This window comes from Nostoc sp. CMAA1605 (assembly GCF_021596505.1).
In the GTDB taxonomy this organism is placed as follows: domain Bacteria; phylum Cyanobacteriota; class Cyanobacteriia; order Cyanobacteriales; family Nostocaceae; genus Trichormus.
This window is the reverse complement of the sequence record NZ_PJIZ01000008.1, coordinates 58,733-84,274: the sequence shown is the minus strand read 5'-3', so window position 1 is coordinate 84,274 and position 25,542 is coordinate 58,733. Positions and strand designations below refer to the sequence as shown.

At 40.0% G+C, this 25,542-nt stretch carries 24 protein-coding genes and 1 pseudogene; 14 read left to right on the top strand and 11 right to left on the bottom strand.

Translation table 11 applies throughout. The features are described 5' to 3' along the window. Positions 1 to 12 precede the first annotated feature (12 nt). Positions 13 to 171, top strand: a complete 159-nt coding sequence (locus CV014_RS05015) for a hypothetical protein (protein WP_236141008.1) — start codon at positions 13 to 15, stop codon at positions 169 to 171. Here the strand turns inward: CV014_RS05015 and CV014_RS05010 are convergent. Then, positions 124 to 1,212, bottom strand: a complete 1,089-nt coding sequence (locus tag CV014_RS05010; RefSeq protein ID WP_236141038.1) for an MraY family glycosyltransferase — start codon at positions 1,210 to 1,212, stop codon at positions 124 to 126. The two genes, CV014_RS05015 and CV014_RS05010, sit on opposite strands and share 48 nt — an antisense overlap. Before the next feature lie 164 nt (positions 1,213 to 1,376). Here CV014_RS05010 and groL point away from each other — a divergent pair, with 164 nt between their 5' ends. Beyond that, positions 1,377 to 3,050 (top strand): chaperonin GroEL, encoded by a 1,674-nt coding sequence (groL, locus tag CV014_RS05005; protein WP_236141007.1) that lies wholly within the window; start codon positions 1,377 to 1,379, stop codon positions 3,048 to 3,050. A 244-nt stretch (positions 3,051 to 3,294) separates the two neighbouring features. Continuing rightward, on the top strand, positions 3,295 to 4,197 hold the full coding sequence (locus CV014_RS05000) for a HEPN domain-containing protein (protein WP_236141006.1): 903 nt from the start codon (positions 3,295 to 3,297) through the stop codon (positions 4,195 to 4,197). An 83-nt stretch (positions 4,198 to 4,280) separates the two neighbouring features. On the opposite strand, the gene CV014_RS04995 is transcribed toward CV014_RS05000, so the two are convergent. From CV014_RS04995 to CV014_RS04985, 3 genes are all read right to left on the bottom strand, one after another. Then, positions 4,281 to 4,523 carry a hypothetical protein gene (locus CV014_RS04995; RefSeq protein ID WP_236141005.1) on the bottom strand — a complete coding sequence of 81 codons (243 nt, stop codon included), beginning with the start codon at positions 4,521 to 4,523 and terminating at the stop codon, positions 4,281 to 4,283. 259 nt (positions 4,524 to 4,782) lie between these two features. Then, complete coding sequence (locus tag CV014_RS04990; protein WP_236141004.1) at positions 4,783 to 5,499, bottom strand: biliverdin-producing heme oxygenase; 717 nt, start codon at positions 5,497 to 5,499, stop codon at positions 4,783 to 4,785. Between the two features lie 393 nt (positions 5,500 to 5,892). Next, a complete protein-coding gene (locus CV014_RS04985; protein WP_103136314.1) occupies positions 5,893 to 6,273 on the bottom strand; it encodes a hypothetical protein in 381 nt (126 codons plus the stop codon). Between the two features lie 297 nt (positions 6,274 to 6,570). Between CV014_RS04985 and CV014_RS04980 the strand changes: the two genes are divergently transcribed. From CV014_RS04980 to CV014_RS04970, 3 genes are all read left to right on the top strand, one after another. Beyond that, positions 6,571 to 7,272, top strand: coding sequence for a cyclase family protein (locus CV014_RS04980; RefSeq protein ID WP_236141003.1), 702 nt, complete (start codon positions 6,571 to 6,573; stop codon positions 7,270 to 7,272). 78 nt (positions 7,273 to 7,350) lie between these two features. Further along, positions 7,351 to 10,866: a leucine-rich repeat domain-containing protein gene (locus tag CV014_RS04975; protein ID WP_236141002.1), complete on the top strand. Its 3,516-nt coding sequence runs from the start codon at positions 7,351 to 7,353 to the stop codon at positions 10,864 to 10,866. Positions 10,867 to 11,336: 470 nt separating this feature from the next. Beyond that, on the top strand, positions 11,337 to 11,516 hold the full coding sequence (locus CV014_RS04970; RefSeq protein ID WP_236141001.1) for a hypothetical protein: 180 nt from the start codon (positions 11,337 to 11,339) through the stop codon (positions 11,514 to 11,516). Between the two features lie 138 nt (positions 11,517 to 11,654). Here CV014_RS04970 and recQ read toward each other — a convergent pair whose 3' ends face one another. Then, the gene (recQ, locus tag CV014_RS04965; protein ID WP_236141037.1) at positions 11,655 to 13,808 is read right to left on the bottom strand and encodes a DNA helicase RecQ; all 2,154 of its coding nucleotides are present in this window, start codon (positions 13,806 to 13,808) and stop codon (positions 11,655 to 11,657) included. A gap of 66 nt (positions 13,809 to 13,874) precedes the next feature. Here recQ and CV014_RS04960 point away from each other — a divergent pair, with 66 nt between their 5' ends. Both CV014_RS04960 and CV014_RS04955 read left to right on the top strand, forming a co-directional pair. Further along, positions 13,875 to 14,039, top strand: a complete 165-nt coding sequence (locus tag CV014_RS04960) for a hypothetical protein (RefSeq protein WP_236141000.1) — start codon at positions 13,875 to 13,877, stop codon at positions 14,037 to 14,039. A 609-nt stretch (positions 14,040 to 14,648) separates the two neighbouring features. Then, positions 14,649 to 15,251 (top strand): peptidoglycan-binding domain-containing protein, encoded by a 603-nt coding sequence (locus CV014_RS04955; protein ID WP_236140999.1) that lies wholly within the window; start codon positions 14,649 to 14,651, stop codon positions 15,249 to 15,251. Between the two features lie 35 nt (positions 15,252 to 15,286). Here CV014_RS04955 and CV014_RS04950 read toward each other — a convergent pair whose 3' ends face one another. After that, positions 15,287 to 17,707, bottom strand: a complete 2,421-nt coding sequence (locus CV014_RS04950) for a sucrose synthase (protein ID WP_236140998.1) — start codon at positions 17,705 to 17,707, stop codon at positions 15,287 to 15,289. Between the two features lie 432 nt (positions 17,708 to 18,139). On the opposite strand from CV014_RS04950, the gene CV014_RS04945 reads away from it, so the two are divergent. Then, positions 18,140 to 19,006: a TIGR02587 family membrane protein gene (locus CV014_RS04945; protein ID WP_236140997.1), complete on the top strand. Its 867-nt coding sequence runs from the start codon at positions 18,140 to 18,142 to the stop codon at positions 19,004 to 19,006. Then, positions 19,003 to 19,401: a TIGR02588 family protein gene (locus CV014_RS04940; RefSeq protein WP_236140996.1), complete on the top strand. Its 399-nt coding sequence runs from the start codon at positions 19,003 to 19,005 to the stop codon at positions 19,399 to 19,401. Before CV014_RS04945 ends, CV014_RS04940 begins: the two co-directional genes overlap by 4 nt. 88 nt (positions 19,402 to 19,489) lie before the next feature. On the opposite strand, the gene CV014_RS04935 is transcribed toward CV014_RS04940, so the two are convergent. Together CV014_RS04935 and CV014_RS30565 are read right to left on the bottom strand one after the other, a co-directional pair. Then, positions 19,490 to 19,729 carry a hypothetical protein gene (locus tag CV014_RS04935; RefSeq protein WP_103137392.1) on the bottom strand — a complete coding sequence of 80 codons (240 nt, stop codon included), beginning with the start codon at positions 19,727 to 19,729 and terminating at the stop codon, positions 19,490 to 19,492. Positions 19,730 to 19,782: 53 nt separating this feature from the next. Continuing rightward, positions 19,783 to 19,896, bottom strand: a pseudogene (locus tag CV014_RS30565) (chlorophyll a/b-binding protein); the annotation flags it as partial. 384 nt (positions 19,897 to 20,280) lie between these two features. Between CV014_RS30565 and CV014_RS04925 the strand changes: the two are divergent. Then, positions 20,281 to 21,042 (top strand): hypothetical protein, encoded by a 762-nt coding sequence (locus CV014_RS04925; RefSeq protein WP_236140995.1) that lies wholly within the window; start codon positions 20,281 to 20,283, stop codon positions 21,040 to 21,042. A 71-nt stretch (positions 21,043 to 21,113) separates the two neighbouring features. Here the strand turns inward: CV014_RS04925 and CV014_RS04920 are convergent, their stop codons facing one another. Continuing rightward, the gene (locus tag CV014_RS04920) at positions 21,114 to 22,319 is read right to left on the bottom strand and encodes a DUF4336 domain-containing protein (RefSeq protein ID WP_442946883.1); all 1,206 of its coding nucleotides are present in this window, start codon (positions 22,317 to 22,319) and stop codon (positions 21,114 to 21,116) included. Between the two features lie 23 nt (positions 22,320 to 22,342). Here CV014_RS04920 and CV014_RS29860 point away from each other — a divergent pair, with 23 nt between their 5' ends. Beyond that, entirely contained in the window at positions 22,343 to 22,477 is a 135-nt protein-coding gene (locus CV014_RS29860) for a hypothetical protein (RefSeq protein ID WP_268964495.1), read from the top strand. A 160-nt stretch (positions 22,478 to 22,637) separates the two neighbouring features. Here CV014_RS29860 and CV014_RS30335 read toward each other — a convergent pair whose 3' ends face one another. Then, positions 22,638 to 22,850 carry a hypothetical protein gene (locus tag CV014_RS30335; protein ID WP_236141042.1) on the bottom strand — a complete coding sequence of 71 codons (213 nt, stop codon included), beginning with the start codon at positions 22,848 to 22,850 and terminating at the stop codon, positions 22,638 to 22,640. Between CV014_RS30335 and CV014_RS04910 the strand changes: the two genes are divergently transcribed. Both CV014_RS04910 and CV014_RS04905 read left to right on the top strand, forming a co-directional pair. Continuing rightward, positions 22,780 to 23,412: an ATP-dependent Zn protease gene (locus CV014_RS04910; RefSeq protein WP_236141034.1), complete on the top strand. Its 633-nt coding sequence runs from the start codon at positions 22,780 to 22,782 to the stop codon at positions 23,410 to 23,412. The two genes, CV014_RS30335 and CV014_RS04910, sit on opposite strands and share 71 nt — an antisense overlap. 94 nt (positions 23,413 to 23,506) lie before the next feature. Further along, positions 23,507 to 23,716: a hypothetical protein gene (locus tag CV014_RS04905; RefSeq protein ID WP_236140994.1), complete on the top strand. Its 210-nt coding sequence runs from the start codon at positions 23,507 to 23,509 to the stop codon at positions 23,714 to 23,716. Here CV014_RS04905 and CV014_RS04900 read toward each other — a convergent pair. Then, the gene (locus CV014_RS04900; RefSeq protein ID WP_236140993.1) at positions 23,662 to 24,699 is read right to left on the bottom strand and encodes a GGDEF domain-containing protein; all 1,038 of its coding nucleotides are present in this window, start codon (positions 24,697 to 24,699) and stop codon (positions 23,662 to 23,664) included. The genes CV014_RS04905 and CV014_RS04900 overlap by 55 nt on opposite strands. Positions 24,700 to 25,542: the final 843 nt, after the last annotated feature.

Genomic DNA, 25,542 nt, shown 5'->3' with positions numbered 1-25,542 from the left:
GGGCAATGAGCAATGAGCCATTGGATATCAGTTAAAATCTTCCCTACACCCTTACACCCTTACACCCTTACACCCTTACACCCTTACACCCTTACACCCTTACACCCTTACACCCCTACACCCCTATCTTTCTTCCTTTCCTATGAGCCTTTGCCAAACGGTAAAGCCTAGCAGGACAATAATACTGGTGGTAGAGGCAATCATGACGGGTAAGCTCATCCCCTGAACCCTCATGGCTAATAAGTTGCAAAATAGGGTGATTAACCACAGGGTAAATGCAGCTCGACGTTGGGAAAATCCCCAAGCAAGTAAACGGTGATGTAGATGATCTTTTCCAGGGGTACTTAAAGGGTTTTTGCCTGCTAATAACCGTCGGATAAATACTTGGGTGGTGTCTAGAACTGGCAACAACAAGAATAAAACTGAGGGGCCAAGGGCATAAATGGTATTACGTTGTAAGCTACCTAAAATACTGGTGGCGGCTAAAACATAACCAAAAAAGTATGCGCCAGCATCACCCATAATAATCCTTGACGGGTGGAAATTATGGCGTAAAAAGCCCAAGGCAGCACCCCCCAAGGCTGCTAAGACTAAGGTAGCCGCCGCACGATTGGGAAATTGGGCAGAAACTGCTAATAAACTCATGGCAGTGATGAAACTAATCCCGCCAGCTAGTCCATCCATGCCATCCATCAGGTTAACGGCATTAGTAATACCAACAATCCACAGGACGGTGAGCAACATCGACAAAATAGAGTCTATCGGTGTACCCAGATGTACATCAACACTAATACCGTTAGCAAATAGTAATAATGCCGTGATAATTTGCGTCCACAAACGTACAGAGGGGGGTAATCCGAACTGATCGTCTATAAAGCCGACCAAGACTAGAATTGAACCTCCCAGTAAAATAGTCAATACTTGAGCTAATACATTCTGAAGTTCAATGGGGCGCAGTAAGATAGCTAATACCAGTGCGGCAATTACTCCCGCATAAATAGCCAAACCTCCTGCATTTGGTAAAGGTTCTCGGTTGAGTCTTCTGGCGTTCGGTTGGTCAGCCCAACCCACCCGCAAAGCAAATTTACGTACTGTGGGGATTAAACGCCAAGTAACTAACCAAGCCAAGATAAATGTAAACACTACTGCTAACCAGCCGGTGCCGCTAGGGCTAGCAATGCCAATCAGCTTAAGGGAGTTCTCTAAGTTCAGAACCATCTCCCGATTTAACCATTACTGCCAGTATCCTACATGAGCATCAAGTGTATATTACTCAATTTTTTTGATTTTCAGATGTGATTTGGAATGTTTAGGTAGTTAGCACTCTGGGTCAGTGAGTGCTAAATTGTCTAATGGAAACGCTAGAGAAAGGGAACATGGCAAAAATTATTTCTTTTGATGAAGAGTCACGGCGCGCCCTAGAACGCGGTGTAAATGCCCTGGCTGATGCTGTAAAAATCACTTTGGGGCCAAAAGGTCGCAACGTGCTTTTAGAAAAAAAATTTGGTATTCCCCAAATTGTCAATGACGGGATCACGGTTGCGAAGGAAATTGAATTAGAAGATCCTTTAGAAAATACTGGTGCTAGGCTGATTCAAGAGGTAGCATCTAAAACCAAGGATGTAGCAGGTGATGGGACAACCACAGCCACAGTTTTAGTACAAGCCTTGATTAAAGAAGGTTTGAAGAACGTTGCCGCCGGCAGCAATCCTGTAAACTTAAAGCGCGGTATCGATAAAACTATTGAGGCGTTGGTAGCAGAAATTGCTAAAGTTGCCAAACCAGTAGAAGGAAGTGCGATCGCGCAAGTAGCTACCGTCTCAGCCGGTAACGACGAAGAAGTCGGTAACATGATTGCCGAAGCAATGGAAAAAGTCACCAAAGATGGTGTCATTACCGTTGAAGAATCAAAATCTCTCACCACTGAACTCGAAGTAGTGGAAGGGATGCAAATTGATCGCGGTTACATTTCCCCCTACTTCGTCACCAACAATGACCGGATGACGGTAGAGTTTGAAAATGCCCGCATCCTGATTACCGATAAGAAAATCAACAGCATCCAAGATTTAGTACCTGTATTGGAAAAAGTTGCCCGTTTGGGTCAACCCCTGCTGATTATTGCTGAAGATGTAGAAGGAGATGCTTTAGCAACTTTAGTTGTGAACAAAGCACGGGGTGTATTAGCTGTAGCCGCAATTAAAGCCCCTGGCTTTGGTGAACGCCGCAAAGCACTGTTGCAAGATATTGCTATCCTCACCGATGGGCAAATGATTTCTGAAGAAATCGGCCTCAGCTTAGATACCGCAACTTTGGAAATGTTGGGTACTGCCCGTAAACTCACCATCGACAAAGAAAGTACCACCATTGTGGCTGGTAGTTCTGCTAAACCAGAAGTACAAAAACGCATCGGTCAAATTCGCAAGCAGTTGGAAGAAACTGATTCCGAATACGATAAAGAAAAACTCCAAGAACGCATTGCCAAACTCGCTGGCGGTGTGGCAGTGATTAAAGTCGGTGCAGCCACCGAAACCGAACTCAAAGACCGCAAGTTACGCATTGAAGACGCACTCAACGCGACAAAAGCGGCTGTAGAAGAAGGTATTGTTCCTGGTGGTGGTACAACCTTAATTCACTTGTCTAAAAAGGTAGACGAAATTAAGAACGGCCTGGTTGAAGAAGAAAAAATCGGGGCTGATATTATCAAACGTGCCTTAGAAGCACCCTTGCGCCAAATTGCTGATAACGCTGGCGTAGAAGGTTCTGTCATCGTCTCCAAAGTCAAAGACAGCGAATTTAACATGGGTTACAACGCTGCTACTGATGAATTTGAAGACTTGATTGCAGCCGGAATTATTGATCCTGCTAAAGTCGTGCGTTCCGCATTGCAAAACGCTGCTTCTATTGCTGGTATGGTATTAACTACCGAAGCGATCGTTGTCGAAAAACCAGAGAAGAAAGCACCTCCTGCACCTGATGCTGGCATGGGCGGCATGGGTGGTATGGGTGGCATGGGCGGTATGGGCGGTATGGGCGGCATGGGTATGTTCTAATACCGCGCATGGGGCATGGGGAATAGGAAACTACCCCATGAAGGCAGTTGCTACAACTTTGGAAACCAAAGCAACGCACTGCCTCCCCAATGCCCAATTCGCAATTTCCAATGCTGCTGATGATGCGGGGATGTTTAAGAGCCACAAGGGAGGGGGACATTTAGATAGAAGCCAAATATGTCGTCTGATACCCTACTGCGCGATGCTTGCAAACAAGTAGGTGTAATTTTAGGAGAATTTTAGAATGAATAGTGGCAACAATTTTGAACAAAGAATTTTGGCAATTGATGCAAACTTAGCTTTGAAATATCCTTTAAACAAGCGTATTTTGCAAGTAATAAAAGAAATGTATCCTGCTACATATAGAAATATTTTAAACACGGATTTAAATCAAAGAACGTCTGAAGATATATCCAATGTTTTTAAAGTTTATAATTGGTATCAGGAAAAATATCCAAACCAAAAGAATATTATTAATAGCTTCGGTTATAAGCCGTTTCTGCTAAATGGAAAAATTTACCATATTCTCATCAACCTAGATTGGGTATCTGACGCACAGGAAATGCAGCAGAAGCTAAAAGAACTAATTGATGATATGAATCAGCTAGAGAAAGATGCTCTTGTCAAGAATGATCTGGATCTGATTGATAATGAATTTCAAAAAGGTAGAAACTTCTACAAGAAAATTCATGAGTTAGAAATGAAGATAGAAGAAGGAAGTATAGATGCTGAGATTATTGAGTTATTAGCTGCTGGGATTTTTGATATAAATATATCATTATCAGCTTTTAGAAATCCTTTTTATTTAGATTCTCAACCAATAATGTTTCATGCACAACAAGCAGTTGAGAAATTTTTAAAATCATTATGCGCCCAACATAAATTACCAGAAATCCGCAGGTCTGGTAAGACAGTAGATGATTATGTGAAAAAAAATTATAATCATAATATTAACAAATTAAGTCAAGATTTAAAGACTCTTTTACCTGACTTTAATGCAATTGCTATCAAAGTTCAGGAACTACATACAGAAGTACCAGAGATGACTATTAGATATAAAAATTCCGGTAAAACTATTGAGAATGCAATTCATTGTATTGATCTGATGATAGAAATTTGTGGCTATGTTGCTGAAAACTTTACCTAAAAATCATAACCATTGTTGGTGTTGTTTGGTCAGTCGTGAATCATTTTGTACCCACCAAACCCAAATGTGAGTGTCAAGTATAATCATTGCAAAACTTCCCAGTCCTCTAAAGCGACGGGTTCTGTGGGGTCGTCATAACGGTATGGCTGTGTGTTGTGCAAAGGATAAAGACTTATATTTGATTGAGGTAAATGTTGAGCTTGTTGCTGTGGAGTTTTAGTTTCCAGAATAATCACTTCCACAGCGTCCCCAGCATGAAAAGGTAAACCCTGTAGCGTCAGAGTTCCATCTTCAGTTAAAACGACTTCTATCTTGTGAGCATTCATATTTCAACGCAGTAAGCAGGGTTTTCAGTAGGAGTTACAGTTGTAATTACATTATTACAACTGTAACTCCTACTGAACTAAAGCAATCATATAGCCCAAAACATTAGGGGCAACTTCCTCAAGAACATCTGCTAAAAGCAGAAGAACCTGGGGAGTTTGCCCCTAAATTTTACTTAAACTTACTTTACAAAAATTTACTTTTTACCAATTCTCCAAAATTCAGCTTTCGTAATTTTGAATTTTGAATTTTGAATTGATATTACTCAGCAGTTGCTAGTTCAGTGCTACCGCGTGTGCGTTTGCGAGTTAAGGTGTTGTACAACATCACACCAATGGCTTTGATTAAGTTACCTTCTAGTTCTTGGAACATCTTCATGTTCATGCCAAAAGCGGCGTTAGCTTCATCAACAATGCGATCGCCTGTGGCATCATCTAAAGGTAGTTCATCTAATGTTTGACGATATTTAGCTTTGAATGCTTTCTCATCGCTGATATCTGCAAATTCATAGAAAGCTGTACCTTGGCCATCATTGAGGTTCATGGCTGTTACAGCAATGTTTTTGAGAATTTGTCCACCGGATAAGTCACCCAAGTAACGGGTGTAAGAATGGGCGATTAATAATTCTGGTTCAGTAGCAGAAATTTCTCGAATGCGTTTGACATAAGCTTCCCCGGCTGGAGATAACTTGACTTGTTCGCGCCAGTTAGCACCATAGTAGTAACTTAGGTCTTGTTCTAAGGTATGCTTACGGTTGAGTTGGGTAAAGTTAATTTTAGAAATAATCGGATGCTGGGAGTGCTTTTCCATCTCCTCTTCCATCGCTGAGTAGATGTAGTAGAAGTTACCTACTAACTTCCGGTAAGAGCTTTTCTCTACTACCCCTTTTAAAAAGCATTTGACAAAACCCACGTTTTCTGCCATTGTGTGGGCTTTCTTTGTACCAACACGCAGTTTGTTTGCTAAATTGCTGCTCATACTAAAATTCTCAACTTTAAAGGTTCAACTGCCGGGGTTGTAAATTACAAACGGCTAAAAAATACCACTAAAAAGTTACATTAGAACTATTTGATGAGAATTTATATTAAAAATTTTTAAGCAATTACAACCGATAGCTAGTAGCTAAATACTGTTGGTATGGCAGAGTCTGGTTAAACAGAGTAAAATAGGCACACTCGAAAACCCAGACTGGGTAAATCTGGGTTTGTAAAATTAGGCAATATTTAGACTGTAACTAGTATTAGACCAATTATCCAAAATTAGGAAACAGATGCAAAGCTTGAAACCCAGATGGTATCTGAATTGCGTTAGCGTAGCGGGACGTTAGTACATTGCGAATAGCGAATTGCGAATTGCGAATTGCGAATTGTATTAGACATCACCACAATAGTTTGTAGCAATTAATCGATTATTTCTGTAAACCAAAACTTTGCCGTAACCACCATCTTGCACAGCAGCATACAGATAATTACCATTTCTAAATCTGTAAACTATATTGCCATCGCCGTCGCGTCTGGCTGTGCCACCATTGAGTAAAAGACTGGGACGTTGCAGAGTTGTAGGGATATTATATGCTGCGTAGCGTAGTGCGCCATTGTTGAGGCGCGAAACCTCAATGTATACATTTTTAGCACTACAACTAAATTGTGTGGTTGCAGCGTGGGCAGCAGGAGAGATTCCGAGTGTAGCAGTTAATATGGAAGCGGTTCCTGTAACTGTAGCTAAAATAGCTGAAAGGGCTTTTGTGTTCATAAGAAGTAATGTTTAAAAGCTTGTATGCTTCAGCTACAAAACTCAGTTACTAGTTTTCGGATTTTGGGAAGAAAAAAATTAAATTGATTGAGTTTGTAGTAAGGACTTTAGTCCTTTTTTGAGAATTGAAGTTCTTAGAGATGATGTATAAAGTAAAGCTTAAATGCGTAACGCATCGCATAATCATGGTGCGTTACGGCAATTTATACTGTCGCTCACACTCAAATCATCACACTGCCGTAACACACCCTACTTAATTACTACTTAATTACGAACTTTTATTTACTCTCTGCTTTTATGCAAATCACCTATTCCAGAGTTATACACCTGAGTCATGTCATTGATGAATATATCCCTCAATGGCCAGGTGATCCGCCAGTCAAGTTTACAACTGTGGCGGAAATTCCTGATGATGGCTATTATTTGCGGGGTTTTTCGTTAGGTGAACATAGTGCTACTCATATTAACGCCCCTAATAGTTTTTTGACGTATGGTGTCGGTATTGATAAATACCCTGCGGAATCATTGGTTGTGCCGGCGATAGTTATTGATATTAGCCAAGTTACGGCTGATAATTCTGATTACACCTTAACTATTGCTGATATTTTGGCTTGGGAAGGAGAATATGGCAAAATTGAAGGCGGTAGTGTAGTGCTACTTTACACTGGTTGGCAACATAAATGGGGAGATAAACAGGCATTTTTTAATCAAGATGCTGGAGGGATGATGCACTTTCCAGGGTTTAGCAGTTATGCTACAGAATTTTTACTCAATCAACGACAAATTGCAGGTGTGGGGATTGATACACATGGTGTAGATCCGGGAATTGATAGTGGCTTTGCAACTAACCGTCTAGTTTTGGCAAAGTCTGGTATTGTGTTAGAAAATTTGACCAATTTAGACCAGTTACCACCCAAAGGTACTACATTAGCACTCGCAGTTCTTAGATTACGTGGTGGTTCGGGTTCTCCTGTGGGTGTGTTGGCTTTTGTACCCTAGCTTATATCAATTTTGGATTTGGGATTTGGGATTTCAGAACTGAAAAAATAGGTGAGACAATCAATTTCAACGGTGTAAATGACCAAAGAAGAACTGCTGCAAATTATTGCACAAGCTGCCAAAGACAATGTGACGGAATTAGACCTTTCTTTCAAAGGCTTAACAACACTGCCACCGGAAATTGGTCAACTTACTAACCTGCAATTGCTCCACCTCCAAGATAATCAACTGAGCAGTCTGCCACCGGAAATTGTCCAACTGGTCAACCTGCGATCGCTCAATCTCTACAAAAATCAACTGAGGAGTTTGCCACTAGAATTTGTCCAACTGGTCAACCTGCGATCGCTCGACCTCAGCAGTAATCGACTGAGGAGTCTGCCACCGGAATTTGTCCAACTGGTCAACCTGCAATCGCTCGACCTCGGTGGTAATCAACTGAGAAGTCTGCCACCGGAAATTGTCCAACTGGTCAACCTGCAATCGCTCGACCTCCTCAGTAATCAACTGAGCAGTCTGCCACCGGAAATTGTCCAACTGGTCAACCTGCGATCGCTCGACCTCAGCAGTAATCAACTGAGGAGTCTGCCACCGGAAATTGGACAACTAAAAAACCTGCAATCGCTAAACCTCAACATTAATCAACTGAGCTGTCTGCCACTGGAAATTGTCCAACTGGTCAACCTGCAATCGCTAAACCTCGGTTGGAATCAACTGAGCAGTCTGCCACCGGAAATTGTCCAACTGGTCAACCTGCGATCGCTCCACCTCCGCAGTAATCAACTGAGGAGTCTGCCACCGGAAATTGGACAACTAAAAAACCCGCAATCGCTCGACCTCAGCAATAATCAACTGAGGAGTCTGCCACCGGAAATTGGACAACTAAAAAACCTGCAATCGCTCGACCTCAGCAATAATCAACTGAGGAGTCTGCCACCGGAAATTGGACAACTAAAAAACCTGCAATCGCTCTACCTCCTTGCTAATCAACTGAGCAGTCTACCACCGGAAATTGGACAACTAAAAAACCTGCAATCGCTCTCTCTCTACAATAATCAATTGAGCAGTCTACCACCGGAAATTGGACAACTAAAAAACCTGCGCTCGCTCGACCTCAGCAATAATCAATTGAGCAGTCTACCACCGGAAATTGGACAACTAAAAAACTTGCTATTGCTCGACCTCGTTCGTAATCAACTGAGCAGTCTGCCACCGGAATTTAGACAATTGGTCAACCTGGTATCGCTCGACCTCGTTGGTAATAAACTGAGCAGTCTGCCACCGGAAATTGTCCAACTGGTCAACCTGCGCTCGCTCGACCTCAGAGAGAATCAACTGAGCAGTCTGCCACCGGAAATTCGGCAACTAAAAAACCTTACAAAACTGGATCTTCGTAGAAATCCAGTCCCCATTCCCCCCGAAATCTTGGAATCGAAGAAAATTAGATTTGGAGAGCCTGGTGATGTGAATGAAATCCTTGATTTCTATTTCCAAGTACAAGACCCAACCGCGACTGAACCTTTATATGAAGTCAAATTCTTAATTGTTGGCGAAGGGGGAGCAGGTAAAACCTCTCTAGCCAAGAAAATCCAAGACGAAAATTACCAACTCCAACCAGATGAAGAATCAACCGAGGGTATAGAGGTTATCCGTTGGCACTTTACCCAACCTAACGGTAAAGACTTTCGTGTGAATATCTGGGATTTTGGCGGACAGGTAATTTATCACCAGACCCATCAATTCTTCCTTAGCAAGCGTTCTCTCTATGCCTTAGTAGCGGATGACCGCAGAGAAAATACTGATTTCTACTGGTGGCTCAACGTTGTTGAACTCCTCAGCGATAATAGTCCAGTTCTGATTATCAAAAACGAAAAACAAGACTGTCAATGTGAAGTTAATGAACGCCAGTTACGTGGAGAGTTTACCAACCTCAAAGAAGTTTTGGCTACTAACTTAGCCACTAATCGCGGTTTAGCCGCAATTAAAGACGCAATTCAGCTTTACATCAGCAGGCTTCCTCATGTTGGGACACCGCTACCAAAACTTTGGGTAAGAGTCAGAGCCGCATTAGAAAACTATTCTCGTAATTACATCACCCAAGAAGAATACTGTCATCTTTGCCGAGTCAATAATTTAACAGACCGCAAAGATATGCTGCGGTTGAGCAGCTATTTGCACGACCTCGGTGTTTTTCTCCACTTCCAAGATGATGCCACACTCAAACACTACGTCATCCTCAAACCAGAATGGGGAACTACTGCGGTTTACAAAGTTTTAGATAATGATACTGTCAAGCAAAACCTTGGTTGTTTTACACGGGATGACCTTGAAAATATTTGGAAAAGTCGTGAATATGCCGAAATGCGAGATGAACTGCTGCAATTAATGATGCGGTTCAAACTATGTTACGAAATTCCTAGTCGTCCTGGTACTTACATCGCGCCGCAATTACTCTCCATTGAACAACCTGATTATACCTGGGACGACACCAACAATTTAATACTTCGCTACACCTATGAGTTCATGCCCAAAGGTATGATTACCCGTTTTATTGTGGAAACACACCCTTGGATTGAATGGCAAACACACGTTTGGAAAACAGGCGTTGTTCTCCACAAAGACCAAACCCGCGCCGAAGTCATAGAAAATTACAATCAACGAGAAATTAAAATCCGTGTAACAGGAAATCGCAAAAAAGAACTCATGGCAGTTGTCACCCATGAACTAGAAAAAATCCACAAGTCTTATGAAACTTTAAAATATCAAACCCTAGTTCCCTGTAACTGTGAAATGTGCATAAATCTGCCAATTCCTCATTTTTATTCTTTAGACTCACTCAACAAACGTTTAAACGCTCGTCGCTACCAAGTTGAATGCGAAAACAGTTATGAAATGGTAGATGTGCGTAGATTAATTGATGATGTTATGTTCACTTCCGAACGAGAATATGGGGAAATTAATCCTCAAGTTACACCTTTACAAAAGGAATTAGAACAAGAGAGGGAACAACCTAAAATGACTAATTCATCTATATCAGAATATGAGAAAGAAATTTTTATCTCCTATGCTTGGGGTGGAGAAAGCGAAACCTATGTTAATCGTTTAGACGAAATTTTACAAACTAAAGGTATCACCATTATTAGAGATAAGCGAGACTTGGGTTACAAAGGTCTAATCAAAGCCTTTATGGAAAAAATTGGACACGGTAAATGTGTAATTGCTGTGATTAGTGATAAATATTTAAAATCGCCTAATTGTATGTTTGAACTGGTGCAAATTGCTAAGAATGGTGAGTTTTATCACCGAATTTTCCCGATTGTGTTAGCAGATGCCCAAATTTATAAACCTATTGAAAGACTTAAATATATTAAACATTGGGAAGACCAAATCAAAGAATTAGATGAAGCTATGAAAGGAGTTTCCGCCGCTAATTTACAGGGATTTCGAGAAGAAATTGATCAATATACCGAAATTCGCAACACAATTGCCGAAATTATCGACCTGTTGAAAGATATGAACACCCTCACCCCCGACATTCACAGCGAGACAGAATTTGAGGAATTAGTGCAGGCGATTAGCAACCGCATAGATGAGTAAAATTAGATGTCACACTGCTATAGGACTCATATTTGATTTCTGAAAAAACTCGGTACACCCCTGTTACTTCTTTTCCTGTTCCCTGTTCCCTGTTCCCTTCCTACGCAAATCATTTCAATAATCAAAGCGGATTCCTATATATCAGTATGGTAAGCTAATCAGCATTTAAGTTGCGTAAAGCCAGGGCTAAAGCCCTTACTACAAACGAATCAGTCTGGAAAAATGAATGATGATTAGCTTATGAAGGCAGTTTTTTGATTCCCTGATCCTTTGTTCAGAATAATTGCTGATTTTTTATCTGACTAAAGTCCTGACTACTAACTTTGAATTTGGAAGTGCGCTTCACAAAAATATATATAGAAGAAACTTATAGATATCAGAAGAAAATCAAAATGTGTAATCAATGATGCAACTGGCAATTCACACTATGATGAGAATTAGACAAAAAATTTGTAAAGAGGGGTAAATCTATGAGTTCAATTGATGGTGTCCTCTTGACTCTAGTAAATACAGTTGTGTGTCTGACGTTGCCAAAACTCCTGTCTGTAGTTTTAGCTACAAAAAATCAGAAGCCCAGTACATCAAAATCTGCCACAGAACTACAAGATACTGCTTCTAGTATTCCCAGTTATGTAGACATAGCTTCTTAGAATAGCAGCCAGCGATCGCACCTCAAAAATTAACAATTGCAAATCACCAAAAAAAGCTACAAACAAACAACTTCTCTACAATAGTAGTTTTCATAGATGCGATCGCTAAATTAATCCCCAGTCCCCAATCCCCTTAAACTACTTCCGTTGTCGTCGCCATTTTTCCCGCACTAGGCGAATCTCATCAAAGGTATAACTACCGCCTAACTGTTCTTTAATTGGCGTTAAGGGAATATCACCCAGCACTTCTAAAACTTGCCAAATTTTTTGTTGATGTTCTAAAGGGACTAATTGATTTAAGTCTACAGGCTGATTTTTTTCGATGAGTTTTTCTAAATGACTAGCAATAGTAGCCGGGCTTAAATTACGTTTTTGAGCAATTTGAGCAATATTTAAGCCTTGTTGATGTAACTGTAATGTCTGTAATTCAGTCCCAGAGACTAAGCTGAGTGATGGTGTATATCCATTAGTCTTAGTGGTCGAATTTTCTTCTTGAATATAGGCGCGAATTTCTGAGAGAAACTTTTCTCCATATTGGGCGAGTTTATGACTACCTACCCCAGAAAGTTTACCGAATTCCGTTAAGTTTTTCGGCTGTACCTGTGCCATTAATTTCAAAGTAGAATCGTGAAAAACTACATAAGGTGGTACAGACTGTTCATCGGCTAATTGTTTACGCAGCGATCGCAATCTCTGTAATAATGCTTCTGCAATCTCAGCTTTAGGATTATCGGGGACTAACCGCACTTTTTGCGCTACAGGAACAGATAAGAAAACTTGGCGTTGACGGCGCATCACTTCCCAACTTAACGCATTTAATTTCAGTACAGAATAACCATCGGTAGTCTGTTCTAATAAACCTTGATGTAAAAGCGATCTTCCCAACATTCGCCATTCATCTGCGGTTCTATCTTTACCTATACCGTAGGTAGAAAGTTTATCATGTTCATATTGAATAATCTTCTCTTTTTTTGCCCCACGCAACACATCAATAATGTGTAACATCCCAAATCTTTCTTTACATCGCGCCACACAAGATAAAAACTTCATGGCTTCAATTGTCCAATCTTCTAAAGGTTTGGGATGGCGACAATTATCACAATTAGCACAATTACCTGCAAAGCGTTCACCAAAATAACCTAGTTGAATTGTCCGCCGACAATCTGTCCCTTCAGCATAGTCGATCATCTGCCGGAGTTGTTGTCTGGCAATCAATTGTTCCTGGGGTTCGGTTTTTTGGTCAATACTCCATTCAATGGTTTTAATATCAGCAAAACTAAAAAAGATTGTACACCGCGATGGTTCGCCGTCTCTTCCCGCCCTACCTGATTCTTGATAGTAACTCTCTAAATTTCGGGGAATATCAAAGTGAACTACTAACCGCACATCAGGTTTATTAATTCCCATCCCAAAGGCGATAGTTGCCACCATCACCCGCACATCATCCCGAATAAATCGTGTTTGATTTCTACTCCGTTCATCGTCAGGTAAGCCGGCATGATAAGGTAAGACGGAAACTTTATCGTTTTGCAGTTTAAAAGTGAGTTCTTCGACCTTTTTACGTGTTAAACAATAAACAATGACTGAGCCTTCCGTGTCACGAATTAATTCTAATAATTCAGCGTAAGCTTGCTTACTTTTGGCGCGAACTTCGTAATATAAATTTTGCCGATTAAAGCTAGCAAGATGAATACTAGGTTGTTTTAAGCCTAATTGTTGAATAATATCAGACCGGACGCGGTCTGTGGCGGTGGCTGTCAACGCCAGCATCGGAACATTGGCGTAACGCTTCCGCAGTAACTTTAACTGACGATATTCTGGACGAAAATCATGTCCCCATTCCGAAACACAATGTGCTTCATCGATTGCAAATATCGATATGCCAATCTTTTCATGAACTAAATCCAGAAATGGGAGAAATCTTTCACTCAGCAGCTTTTCTGGGGCGACGTAGAGTAATTTTACCTTACCATTGACAATGGCTTCTTCCCGCGATCGCACTTGATAGGGATTCAAACTACTATTGAGGAAGGTAGCCGAGATATTATTATTTCGCAGTGCTTCTACTTGGTCTTGCATCAAAGCAATTAACGGTGATACCACCACAGTCAGTCCTGTTTTCATCAGTGCAGGTAACTGAAAACACAAAGATTTTCCCCCACCCGTAGGCATTACTATCAATAAATCCCGATTTTGCAGCGCGTCTTGGATAATTTGCCGTTGTCCTGGACGAAAGTTATCATAACCGAAGTGATATTTTAACGCTTGTTCGAGATTGGGATACTGAAGCATAGCGATCGCTTGTCTAACTGCGTTCTCTGTGGGTATTGATACTGAGATCATCAAAGCACAAGTTCTATGCTAACTCTTCTGTGCCTAGAACGCGAAGGATTTCTACGCTGTTTTTCCAGAGATTACAATTTGCGATCGCTTTTGTACATCAGACTACAGCCACCGATTGTCAATGGTAGATTAAAGTTACATCAACACAGTTATCAAAGTGTTGATGACACATTGTCATAAAAATGGGGTCGATGCGTATGTCTGAACATACCCACAAAATCACCACTACTGACCACAGTATAGGCAATATTTTGATTATTACCTTATTAGCTTTCTGTGGTTTGACGATGATTTTTCTACTAGGACTATTTTAAAAATTTGGCTGTGAGTTCAATCAAAATGCTTGGAAGCAGAGTTTAACCTATCTGCTTCCATTATTATTAGGATTTATCCAGCGAGCCACATTATTATATTATACTCCAACCAAAAAATATACATATATATATACTGCTTAAGGTGGAATAATTTCCTTGATATATAGAGTTTATTATTCTTGATCAAGTTGACTATATAGAAAATTTTCCATTGAGGTAATTTTACAGTTGATTCAATGACTAAAATTGTGATTTGCATGATAAAAAAATCACTAATCACAATTTAAATACTGCTACATCTAAAAGTTGGAACATCCAAAACTGATGGGATGAAAATGTTTCATGCTTTATTGATGATTTATTGATTTTTAGCAATTGCTCAAAATTTGACTCCAGAAATTTCAGTAATCACTATTCCGGAATAGATGATTTTCTTCTGTCAAAGGAATTATGGGTGATAGTGATATCAAATAACATGAATGATATTGTCCTGCTGATGACGGGTGTATTAGCAATCCAGCAAACATCTCCGTCGATTGTACCCAAGCAGCCTGTAATTCAGCTCGACAATGGCGTGAAAAAAGCTACATCTATTGAATCAGATCAGTTAGTGTCATCTGCAAAAACCACGCCGCCTGAATTCGTGCTGCTAAGTGACAGTTCCCCAAGTATTGAATTAGCTTTCAACACCGAAAATTCACATACACTAAGTAGACAAACACCTGTAAAAAAGGATGTTTACAGTGTAGATGAATTTCAAAATTTTCAGGCTGTGCGGCTCAAATCGCCACGTCAACCCATGCTTATTGCACAACAAACACCAAGTAAAATTTTGATTGCTAGACGCACTTCTAGGTCTGTTCGTAATGTACCAAATTTACGTTTTGGTCATTCAGGTAGTGCTGTTAGAGTCTTACAAAGATTATTGGTAGCAAATGGCTATCGTGTCCCCATTGATGGGGTATATGGAGCATTTACAGAAAGTGCAGTTAAAGCCTTTCAAGTGCGGCGAAATCTGCAAGCGGATGGCGTAGTAGGGCCGAGAACTTGGTATTCATTAACTGCATATTCCAGATAATTAGTAATGGGTTATACCCATTACTAAATTAATAATTATCGATATTGATGCTGTGCTAAAAGTTGTTGCGCTCTTGGTTTATAAATTAAATAGAACAACGCCTCCAGATAGCGCAACAAATCCTCTCGGTTTTCTTTGGATGTAAAGTTCCAGAAACCATAAATTCTGGCTAAAGTTAATAGTTTGGTGGTGTGAATTTTCCAAGTGTATGTGCTGTATACTCTGTCAATGGCTTTTTGAGAAACTGCATTCCAATATTGGGGATTCTCTGCACATTTAGTGACAAATTCGAGAATTTTATCGGCTGTTTCTTCGATATGGGTGGGGTTAATATAAAAACCATTAACTTGATTTTGAATGATTTCTAATGGCCCTCCAAATTGAGTCGCAAAAGTTGGTAGTCCAGAAATCATTGCTTCGAGAATTGTTAAACCAAACGCTTCAAATAATGCTGGTTGGACAAAGATTCCTTGATGATCTGCAATGACGCGATACACTTCTCCAGAGTCATTTTTTGAGAGGCGCACCCCTAACCAGCGAATTTTGCCGTGCAGATTGTATTCGTCAATAATATGATAGAGTTTGACGATTTCGTCCCGTTCTTCATTGTCGTCTGATTCTTCTACCCGCAACTTACCAGCAATTAAAATTAAGTTGCAATGTGCTTGTAATTCTTTGCTACGTCCAAAACACTCGGCTAAACCGGTCAGGTTCTTAATGCGGTCGAGACGCGCCATTGAGAAAATCGGACGCTTGTGGGGGTCATCAAGTTTACCGAAGATTTGGCTAGGGTCTTCTAAAGTAAATAGCATTTCGGCGAGGCGATCGCGATCGCTTTCTACCCTATCTTCATAGCGTGTATAGGGAAAATAAGCGTTTTCGTTCACCCCAGGAGGTACAACATTAAACTTGGGACTAAATAATTCAATCCCATTCACCACATGATACAACTCTGGCATGGTGAAACATTTGTAAGATTCGTACTGTCCGATGCTATCTCCTGTCCCGACGATTTCTTGGTAGGTACTGCTGATGATGAAGTTAGCTGCATTCATCGCAATTAAATCAGCAGTAAATTGCAAAGAAAAATGATATTTATCTTCCAAATCTTGCCAATACAAGTTACTAAACAAGTATTTGGATTTTTCTAAAGCATGGGCGATATTACATTGGGTGACTTTCATCCGTCGCGCTAACAAAAACGCTACTAAATTCCCGTCGGTATAGTTACCCACAATTAAATCTGGTGTCCCGTGGAATTCTGCTAGTAGTTCCCGTTCCGCATCAATGGCGAAGGTTTCTAAATAAGGCCAAAACTCAAATCGGGAAATCCAGTTTTGCGTCATGTTGGGGTTAAATTCCCGCAAAGGGACACGCAAAATCCAGGCGTTTTCTGTTCCGTGGACTTTTTCGAGGCGTTGGTTACAAAGAGTCCCATCACTGTTGGGAATCAGACGCGTCAGAATGATCACTTTTGGCTGGACATTTAACCTCTCTAAACCGGCGAGAATAGCATCTTCTTGCAGTTGCTTTTCTAAATTCTTGGCTTGGTCGAGGACATACACCACCTGACCACCGGTGTCAGGACGACCTAAAACCCCCTCCTGTCCAAACCAACCATGTGCTGACACTAAGACGATTCTAAAAATCATCGGGACGCGAGAGATGAACGCCTCTAGGGTATGGGGGTCTGGTGAGTCGATTAATTCATCCAGAATTTCTAAGGTGTCTCGCACACGGGAAACTGTGTTACCCCAACCTGGTTCAAAACCCATAGTTTGCAATTCCAGACGGAAACGTTCATAGGGTTCATCGTTGGGTCGGTTATTGACAAAGTTGATGGCTTTTTTAACTTGCTGTGAGAGTTGTTGTTGTGATTGAATGCGATCGTTGATTAATAGTTGGACACCGTTGTAATGATGTAGGCGTAGGAAGTTAAATAGACTTTCTAGCCATTGTCTAGCATCTTGAAATAGTTTGCTGGAGAGGTAGCGGTTGAGGAACTGTACACCCTTACCGATATTTTTTGGGTCGCGGATGACTGGAGTGTAGTCGTAAAAAGGGCCAAAGTCTAACTCTAGCAGATCACCATCTTGGGGATGAAACTTATTGACGAAGCGATCGCGCAAATCTAATAAATCCTGTACTGTCATTGCTTCTACATCTAAGTCTGCTGTGAGTCGATACACTTGTTGACTCGCAATTTTGGCACGAATAATAAAACACAAATTTGAATCTTCTTGAATAATCTCTTGGGTATAGTAAATTAATTTACCCAAATGAGAAGAAGTATAAAACGTCTCTGGTTTGTCGAATTTATTGCAGTATTCTTGATACTCATTCAAGATGTCATTACGCAGTAAATAATTCTGTTCCTTTTGGCGTAATTGACTCACAAAGCAACGTAAATCACTTTTTTCTTCACTATCCAGTATTGCCTGAATCAATTCTGACATAGTAACCTCTAAATGATAATTTTGCTTTCTAGGGTAGCGTAAGCTGCCAACCTAGATTTTAGACACGTAAAAACTTAAATAAACACAGATAAAGCAATTTATCTGTGTTCTATATGTGTATTCAATCGTGCCGTTATTTACGTAGAATAAATAAAAATCAGTGGTTTTAAGTCTGACTAAAGACAGAAAATAGCTAATTTTTTGATAAATTTTAGATTTTTAATAACTTGCATATGACATTACTATGACAATGATGTGTCAGCAATTTTACTTTCTTAGTTTGTGGTCATTCAGTCACATACTTAACTGTTTAATTGATAACTGTCTCTAGATAGATTATCTATCTCATAATTTAATTACTCTAGAGAGATGAATAAAAAATAAAAATATCAGAGCTTAATCATCATGGGTTAGGCAAAGGAAATAGTAAGATTGGCAGTCAAGCATAAGCACAATAGCTTTAAAAGTGAGCTAAATGATATTGTTCGGGGTGCTTGTGGAGGTTTTTTATTTGGCATCCCCTTGTTATATACTATGGAAGTTTGGTGGGTAGGATCGCTCGTCAAAGCACAACTGATGATGAGTGCGATCGCTTTAATGTTTGTTGTAGTGTTTCTACTCAATAAAACAGAAGGATTTCGGAAAATTCAACGTCGTAAACGACCTTATGAATCCATCACAGATACAATAGAAGCCATAGCTATTGGCATCATTTGTTCTGCATTGATGTTGATATTATTACGAGAGATAACAATTGCAACCTCCCTAAAGGAAGCGATTGGCAAAATTATTTTTGAAAGTGTTCCTTTTACTTTTGGTGTAGCACTAGCTAACCAATTTTTAGGTGAAAGTAATAATAATCAAGAATCCAGTCACAACAATCACCAGAAACCGAGTAATTTGAACGCTACTTTTGCAGACTTAGGTGCTACTCTGATTGGTGCAACCGTCATTGCATTTAATATTGCTCCTACAGATGAAGTTACCATGATTGTAGCTGCGGTTTCAGCACCCTGGCTTTTGGCAATTATGGCAGCATCTTTAGTGATTTCTTATGCAATTGTTTTTCAAGCGGGTTTTTCTGATCAGCAAAAGCGGAAACAGCAAAAAGGTATTTTTCAAAGACCATTAAGTGAAACAGTTATTTCTTATTTAGTTTCGTTAATAGCCAGTGCTTTTATGCTGTGGTTTTTTCATAAATTAAGCTTCTCCAATCCTTGGAGTATGTGGTTAGAAAATACTTTAATTTTAGGATTACCTGCAACTATTGGCGGCGCAGCAGGTAGGTTAGCCATATGAGTCAATCAGAATCAAAAGTAGAACGCACTCCAGCCGAGTGGATAACTTTGAGCATCTCCTTATTTATCCTGGCAATTATTATTAGTCTAGTAGGATATATCTGGATTAATGAAAAAAATCAACCACCAATCATTTCCGTCAATAAGAAGCAAACTATTAGAAAGGTAAACGGTCAATTTTATGTTCCCTTTGAAGTTGTCAACTCCGGCGGAGAAACGGCTGAATCAGTACAAATTATCGCCACGTTAAAAGTTAGCAGCCAGGTAGAAGAAACAGGAGAACAACAAATTGATTTTCTATCTGGAGGAGAAAAGGAAGAAGGGGCGTTTGTATTTAGCCAAAATCCACAAAGCGGCGAATTGAATATACGCGTTGCTAGCTATAAATTACCATAGCAATGCTAGAAAATATATATTTTTGACAAATCATGACACAAAGAAGTCTTAGTCAAGATAACTAAGACTTCTTTTAAGTTGCTTAAATTTAACCCAAATTGCTAAAGACACTTGCCCAAATAGTTCCCGCTACACCTACAGCAATTAAAAGGTTAGTGAAAAATCTACCTAATTCTGGTTGTTCCCCCAATCCCTTATCATCCTGACCTGCACTGAAAAATAATGACCAAGCTTCGTTAGCATTAATAGTTTTAAATTCGTTAAATTCAGGACGAAAAACCACAGGGCCGATTAAATCTTTTTTGGGAAAATCAAAATCAGTTCTCATAAATTGCTTTCCTTATTATTCAGTGGACAAAATTCTTAGTTCGTCAAAATTATCTACAGGTTTGTTAACCATCCAATCAAGCCTTGTCCTGTAATCACTTCTACAGCGATGAGTGCGACAAAGCCAAGCATTGCTAAACGTCCATTGAGTTTTTCCGCATACTCAGTGAAACCTGCTCTTGGGGTTTGATCTACATACACTTTCGGTTCAATTGCAAAGTTATTGAGTTGACCAAGTTCGTTCATCGTAAAGCCTTTGTTCATGATGTTTTTGTTTTCTGTGCTTGCTGTGTAACTAAATATAACATTATGTAAATATTTTTTGCAAATACTTGACAAGAGATTTTTGTGGTGAAAGCCGTAATTAAAAAGTTCGGTATACCATCTCATACCCCTATATACCTAGAACCCTATTTCCGAAAGGACTTATACAGGTTATTTGTTCAGAAGGGGTGTAAGGGTATGAGGGTGTAGGGGTGTAAGGGTTTTGGAAGTAACATTTGTTTGATTTTGATTAGTGTAATATGTTACTAACATTTTTAATAACAGATAATGACAACAAAACTTTTAAAAAGCTCTTTAGCTACTACTGGCTGGTTATTGACCTTGGCATTGCCTACATTACCCGCACAAGCAGCATCATTTGTCAATCAAAGAGACGCTTTAAATGCTAATGATCAAATCGATTGGGCTAGTTTAGATTTTGGTGTATCTGACCTCATTGCACCTGATACTATTGCTAAGTTTTTACCTTATTCTTTTACAGGTGAATCACAAAAAAAATTGGGATACAGTGTAGATATTCCTAATTTAAATAACCCAAGATTTACATCGCCTTTTGTCTTTCCTGTAACAACTAGTGTTCCTGCAAATTTTTCTTTGGGTGATGCTGTGTTACTTACAGGTTTAATTCCTGGAAGATTCCCGGCTGAGGGGAATCCAGGGCCAATCACAATTAAATTTAACCAGCCAGTGTTAGCTGTTGGTACACAATTGGCAGTTGATGATCAATTAGAGGAAGCCATCGCATTTATTCAAGCGTTTGATGCTCAAGATAACCTTTTAAATACTTTTTCAAAACCAGCAAAATCATCATTGGAAATTGATAACTCTGCTGCTTTTTTAGGAGTAGAGAGTGAAGTGGCTAACATTTCCAAAATCGTGATTAGTAGTAGTATCAAAAATCGGGCTTTAGGGATTAATTTTGTAAGTCTGAGATATGCTACTATACCTGAACCTGCTACTATTTTGGGTTTAGGTTTATTTGCTATGAGTTTACTAACTGTTAAACCCCATATTGCATCTAAGCATTAAATTTACCAAGTAAAAGGTAAAAGACAATCATCTTTTCAGTTTTTCCTTTTACCTTTTGCTTTCCCAATTGCCTAAGTCCGATTTTTAGCTGGTGTGGCGATACCTCGCTGTACTAAATTACTTTCTAACTCCTTGATGAATCGCATATCTGTTTCTAGTAGAGGTTGCTGACTCATCCTAGAAGAGTTGTTCTCCAGAAAAGCAAAGGCTTGACGAAATTCATCGGGACTCGCAGCAAATGGTGCATCAAAATGACAGGCGATAATCTGCTGAAAATCCCATTTGGCAATTTGATTTGCCCAGTTAATTACTTGATTTGGGTCTTGAGGCAGAATCAGAGTTTGTAAAATAGGAGCGACAAATGGTCTACCATGACCTCGCAGTGCGTTAAATGAATGCTGCCAGTTTTCTTGCCAGCAAAACGGAAATAAGCCAAAGTAAGCTTTATGTGAGTGATCTGGTGCTTGCATAGCATCACGAAACATCTGCCATAAACCAGTGATTTGCAGAGTGCTAGGACGAAAGTAAATGGCAAATAAGCAAATGCGTTGCCATCCTTGGCGGCGGTTGGTGGGGTTATCTGCTATTGTTTGCTGTGCGTGTTCCCTAGCGTGAAATAGCAACGGGTAGGGGTCTAATTGGCTGATGGCTGGTGGATCTTCGGATATGGATAATACTGTATCAGTAACTAAGAGAGTACGCGATCGCTTATGCAACATCGCCACCTCTACAAATGCGCCTCCCCCCAAATTAATGTCTAAAATTGCATAGTCCAACTCATCACCAAAGGGAGCTTGACTACTATCCTCTGGTAATATCTGTGTGCGCTTTTGAGGAAACCCTAGCCAACTCAGGGGCATATTCCAGGGGAAACTCCACTGGTGAGGGGCAATAAATACCTGGGCTTGAGGAAAACATCTCGCAAATGGCCCCACAAATACTTTATGTTCTAAACCCGAACTAGTCGGCAAAATAATGTACTTAACTTCACCGTGCCTAGCAACCAAATCCTTAACTAGTTTGATACACTCTGATGTTGCCGCCACAGGTGCATAAACCAACAAACCACCTGCATCTAGTTTGATCACCGTCATGCGAATAGGAACTATGGCGTAAAGAATGCCATGCAGTTGATCAAACGTCCAAATAGTATCTTTTACTACCTCTTGACAAATTGTCCGCCGTTTGTAGTAGGGATAAAGTGGCAAAGCCAACCAGAACGGCCAAAACCAATCTTGAGGATTCTCACCTAGTGACTTTGCCTGTAATCTCATCATCTTTCAGTTTTGGGGATTGGGGATTGGGGATTGGGGATTGGGGATTGGGGATTGGGGATTGGGGATTGGGGATTGGGGATTGGGGATTGGGGACTAAATTTGATAAGAGGCAGGGGGCTTACAGGTGTAGGTATTTTACAAACGTGGCGAAATATTGAAACCTCACCCCTTATGGATGATTTTCCCCCTGCTCCCCTGCTTTTTCATTTTGAAGCTTCTTTTTCATTTTTAACATTGAGATATGCAACGCATTGATTAATATAATTTAAGAAAGATTAAGCTCAAAATATAGTAAGTGTTCCAGTGCTGAGTACAAAATCATTCTTCCTCTGCACCCTCGCTTCTCCTGTTTTCCCAATCCCCAGTCCCCAATCCCCAGTCCCCAGTCCCCGATCCCCAATCCCCAGCCCCCATTATGAGCCAAACCGCCCTTAATCTAGTTGCCATATCTGTGTTTCTGATGACGCTATCAGCTTTGTTGGGGCCTTTAATTAACTTATCCCCTGCAATTCCAGCAATTACGACTTTCACAATTTTGGGGATAGCCACTATTGATAGTTTCAGTTTGCAAGGTAAGGGTGGTGCGCTGCTGTTAGATTGGATTGCGGGATTTTCTCCACAACATCGCGATCGCATTATTCACCACGAAGCTGGACATTTCTTAGTCGCCCACCTGTTGGGAATTCCCGTCACAGGCTATACCCTCAGTGCATGGGAAGCTCTGAAACAAGGACAACCAGGCCAAGGTGGTGTAACTTTTGATGATCAAGAAATAGCTTTGCAACTACAGCAAGGTAAAATCACCACCCAAATGCTAGATCGTTACTGCACTGTTTGGATGGCGGGGATCGCCGCAGAAAGCCTAGTATATGATCGTGCAGAAGGTGGTACTGATGATCAAAGTAAGTTAGCTAGTGTGTTAAAAGTTTTGGGTTTTTCAGAATCAAACTATCAACAAAAGAAAAGATTTCACGCCCTCCAAGCGAAAACTCTTTTAGAGCAGAACTGGTCTAGTTACCAAGCTTTAGTCCAGGTGATGAGACAGCGCGGTACAGTTGCAGACTGCGAAAAAGCTATGGTGAATGAGGTGTAATAGGTAGTATGGTTTTGAGCCTCTGGAATAGCCTCTGAATATTGGTTTTCAATCCAAAATCCAAAATTGGGATAAGGGTGTAGGGGAAGAATACTTGATATTCATTCGTTCCCCTATACCCCTACACCCCTATACCCCTACACCCCTACACCCCCATACCCCTACACCCTTATACCCCTACACCCTTACACCCCTACACCCCTACACCCCCATCCCCCTACACCCCTACACCCCTACACCCCTATACCCCTACACCCCCATACCCCTACTCATTCCAGAAACCGTCTCTAAACTCGAAGTTTGAGAATATTCTCCCCAAGTAATGACTTTGTTTCTACCAGATGCTTTTGCAGCTAGGAGACACTGGTCAGCACGATGTAACAAATTTATCCCTTTTTCGTCGTCGTCGGGTTGCAAACTGGCTACACCTAAACTAATAGTGATCTGCAAATGTAACTGACTGTTAATTGCAAAGGGTTGTTCTCTAACTATCCGGTTCAGACGTTCAGCGACAGTTAAAGCTTCATCACTGTTAGTGTAGGGTAAAAGGACAACAAATTCTTCTCCTCCATAGCGAAAAGCTGTGTCTTGACTACGTAAATTATGACGTAGCCGACTACACAGTAATTGCAATAGGCGATCGCCTACCAAATGCCCATGCTGATCATTCACTCTTTTGAAAAAGTCTACATCCAAAATAATCAAGCTTAAGGGAGTATCTTGACTACGGGCTTTATTGATTTGTCTGGGTAAATCCCATTCTAGGGCGCGACGATTATTTAAATCTGTGAGTGAATCTGCAAGGGCGATCGCTGAGAGAATATCATTTGTATTCATCAACTCGCGATATTTTTTGACTTTCCGCACACCAACTGTTAATTGACTGAGAATTAAACTTTTGGTGGCAGTTGTTAGGCGATTATTATTCTCTTCAGTTAATAACCAAATATAAGCATCTGCTCCTTGATTGAGTGCATGAGCCATCATTTCAAACTCCCACTCCCAACTGCTTTGGCCTTTCTCAATGAGCTGCTGGGGACGATCCTCTACCAAAATACAATGTATCCAAGATAGCTGGTTTTGTTCTTTCAACCATCGACAAACTTTGATGCTATCCTGACAACTTGCCTGCACAAATATGACATCTGGCTGCACAATTTGGATGTGCGACACCGCCTGATTAAAGTCAATAGACACTTTTACATTAAAAGTGCTGACATCGTGAATCTGATCAGGAAGTGTGGCAAGAAATTCATGACTTCCAAAGACCAGAATGCTGGTTTTCATTGCTGTGCTTTTCGCCTTTGTTCTTGCTAATATTTGAGTTGATTTCTGCCAAATCTATAGCTTTACTCTTCTCCAATTATGTCTGTATATATATATACATTCTTAACTCAAAAAAAGTAAATTTCTTAAAGCTTAATATCCTCTTAATACCTGTGTATAAACATAATAAAAGCCGGATTATATTCACTGATTTTCATTAATAAGTAATCAACTTTTTTATTTTTCAAACAGTGAAAATACTGAACATAGTATAGGTAATTATATTAATACTTTCTTTATAAATATGTAATTATTTGAGACAGCTTAAAATGATCATAAATGTATGATTTAAACCTCAAAAAACTAAAATATTACTTACATATAATTATGATATTAATGCTCAAGTCTACAGCATCAGTATAAATAACGAAAAATACATATTTTTTCTCTTCACATATACAATTTATGTATACGTGCTTTCGCGTAAAAACATCGTTTTATTATGGAATACACACAAAAAATCTAAATTTTACTGTAAAGTTATATACTTTTAGATAAATGTAAAATTTTAATAAAAAACAAGCAAATATCCTGAAGGAATATCACCTTTTTTTTATGAAAAGCCAGTCAAAAAATTTTGGACTTTGTGGAAAGTTCTATAGGTAGGTTTACCGCCGCAGAAACACCAATTGCTACAAGCCAGGAAACCAGTCCCACGCAGTAGCTCAAAATTTTAAGACTGATTTTGAATTGACCCCAACTACATTAGCGTCTCGGAAAAAAATCTGGGCGTGAGATTTGGAGATTTGAGATTGTATTTATATAGGGATATATTGCAAGTTGTAAAAAAATAGTGTATCTAAA

Coding starts and splice junctions, on each gene's coding strand:
- CV014_RS05015 (WP_236141008.1), top strand. CDS start 13: ATGAGCCATTGGATATCAGTTAAAATCTTCCCTACACCCTTACACCCT.
- groL (WP_236141007.1), top strand. CDS start 1,377: ATGGCAAAAATTATTTCTTTTGATGAAGAGTCACGGCGCGCCCTAGAA.
- CV014_RS05000 (WP_236141006.1), top strand. CDS start 3,295: ATGAATAGTGGCAACAATTTTGAACAAAGAATTTTGGCAATTGATGCA.
- CV014_RS04995 (WP_236141005.1), bottom strand. CDS start 4,523: ATGAATGCTCACAAGATAGAAGTCGTTTTAACTGAAGATGGAACTCTG.
- CV014_RS04990 (WP_236141004.1), bottom strand. CDS start 5,499: ATGAGCAGCAATTTAGCAAACAAACTGCGTGTTGGTACAAAGAAAGCC.
- CV014_RS04985 (WP_103136314.1), bottom strand. CDS start 6,273: ATGAACACAAAAGCCCTTTCAGCTATTTTAGCTACAGTTACAGGAACC.
- CV014_RS04980 (WP_236141003.1), top strand. CDS start 6,571: ATGCAAATCACCTATTCCAGAGTTATACACCTGAGTCATGTCATTGAT.
- CV014_RS04975 (WP_236141002.1), top strand. CDS start 7,351: ATGACCAAAGAAGAACTGCTGCAAATTATTGCACAAGCTGCCAAAGAC.
- CV014_RS04970 (WP_236141001.1), top strand. CDS start 11,337: ATGAGTTCAATTGATGGTGTCCTCTTGACTCTAGTAAATACAGTTGTG.
- recQ (WP_236141037.1), bottom strand. CDS start 13,808: ATGCTTCAGTATCCCAATCTCGAACAAGCGTTAAAATATCACTTCGGT.
- CV014_RS04960 (WP_236141000.1), top strand. CDS start 13,875: ATGCTAACTCTTCTGTGCCTAGAACGCGAAGGATTTCTACGCTGTTTT.
- CV014_RS04955 (WP_236140999.1), top strand. CDS start 14,649: ATGAATGATATTGTCCTGCTGATGACGGGTGTATTAGCAATCCAGCAA.
- CV014_RS04950 (WP_236140998.1), bottom strand. CDS start 17,707: ATGTCAGAATTGATTCAGGCAATACTGGATAGTGAAGAAAAAAGTGAT.
- CV014_RS04940 (WP_236140996.1), top strand. CDS start 19,003: ATGAGTCAATCAGAATCAAAAGTAGAACGCACTCCAGCCGAGTGGATA.
- CV014_RS04935 (WP_103137392.1), bottom strand. CDS start 19,729: ATGAGAACTGATTTTGATTTTCCCAAAAAAGATTTAATCGGCCCTGTG.
- CV014_RS04925 (WP_236140995.1), top strand. CDS start 20,281: ATGACAACAAAACTTTTAAAAAGCTCTTTAGCTACTACTGGCTGGTTA.
- CV014_RS04920 (WP_442946883.1), bottom strand. CDS start 22,319: ATGATGAGATTACAGGCAAAGTCACTAGGTGAGAATCCTCAAGATTGG.
- CV014_RS04910 (WP_236141034.1), top strand. CDS start 22,780: ATGACGCTATCAGCTTTGTTGGGGCCTTTAATTAACTTATCCCCTGCA.
- CV014_RS04900 (WP_236140993.1), bottom strand. CDS start 24,699: ATGAAAACCAGCATTCTGGTCTTTGGAAGTCATGAATTTCTTGCCACA.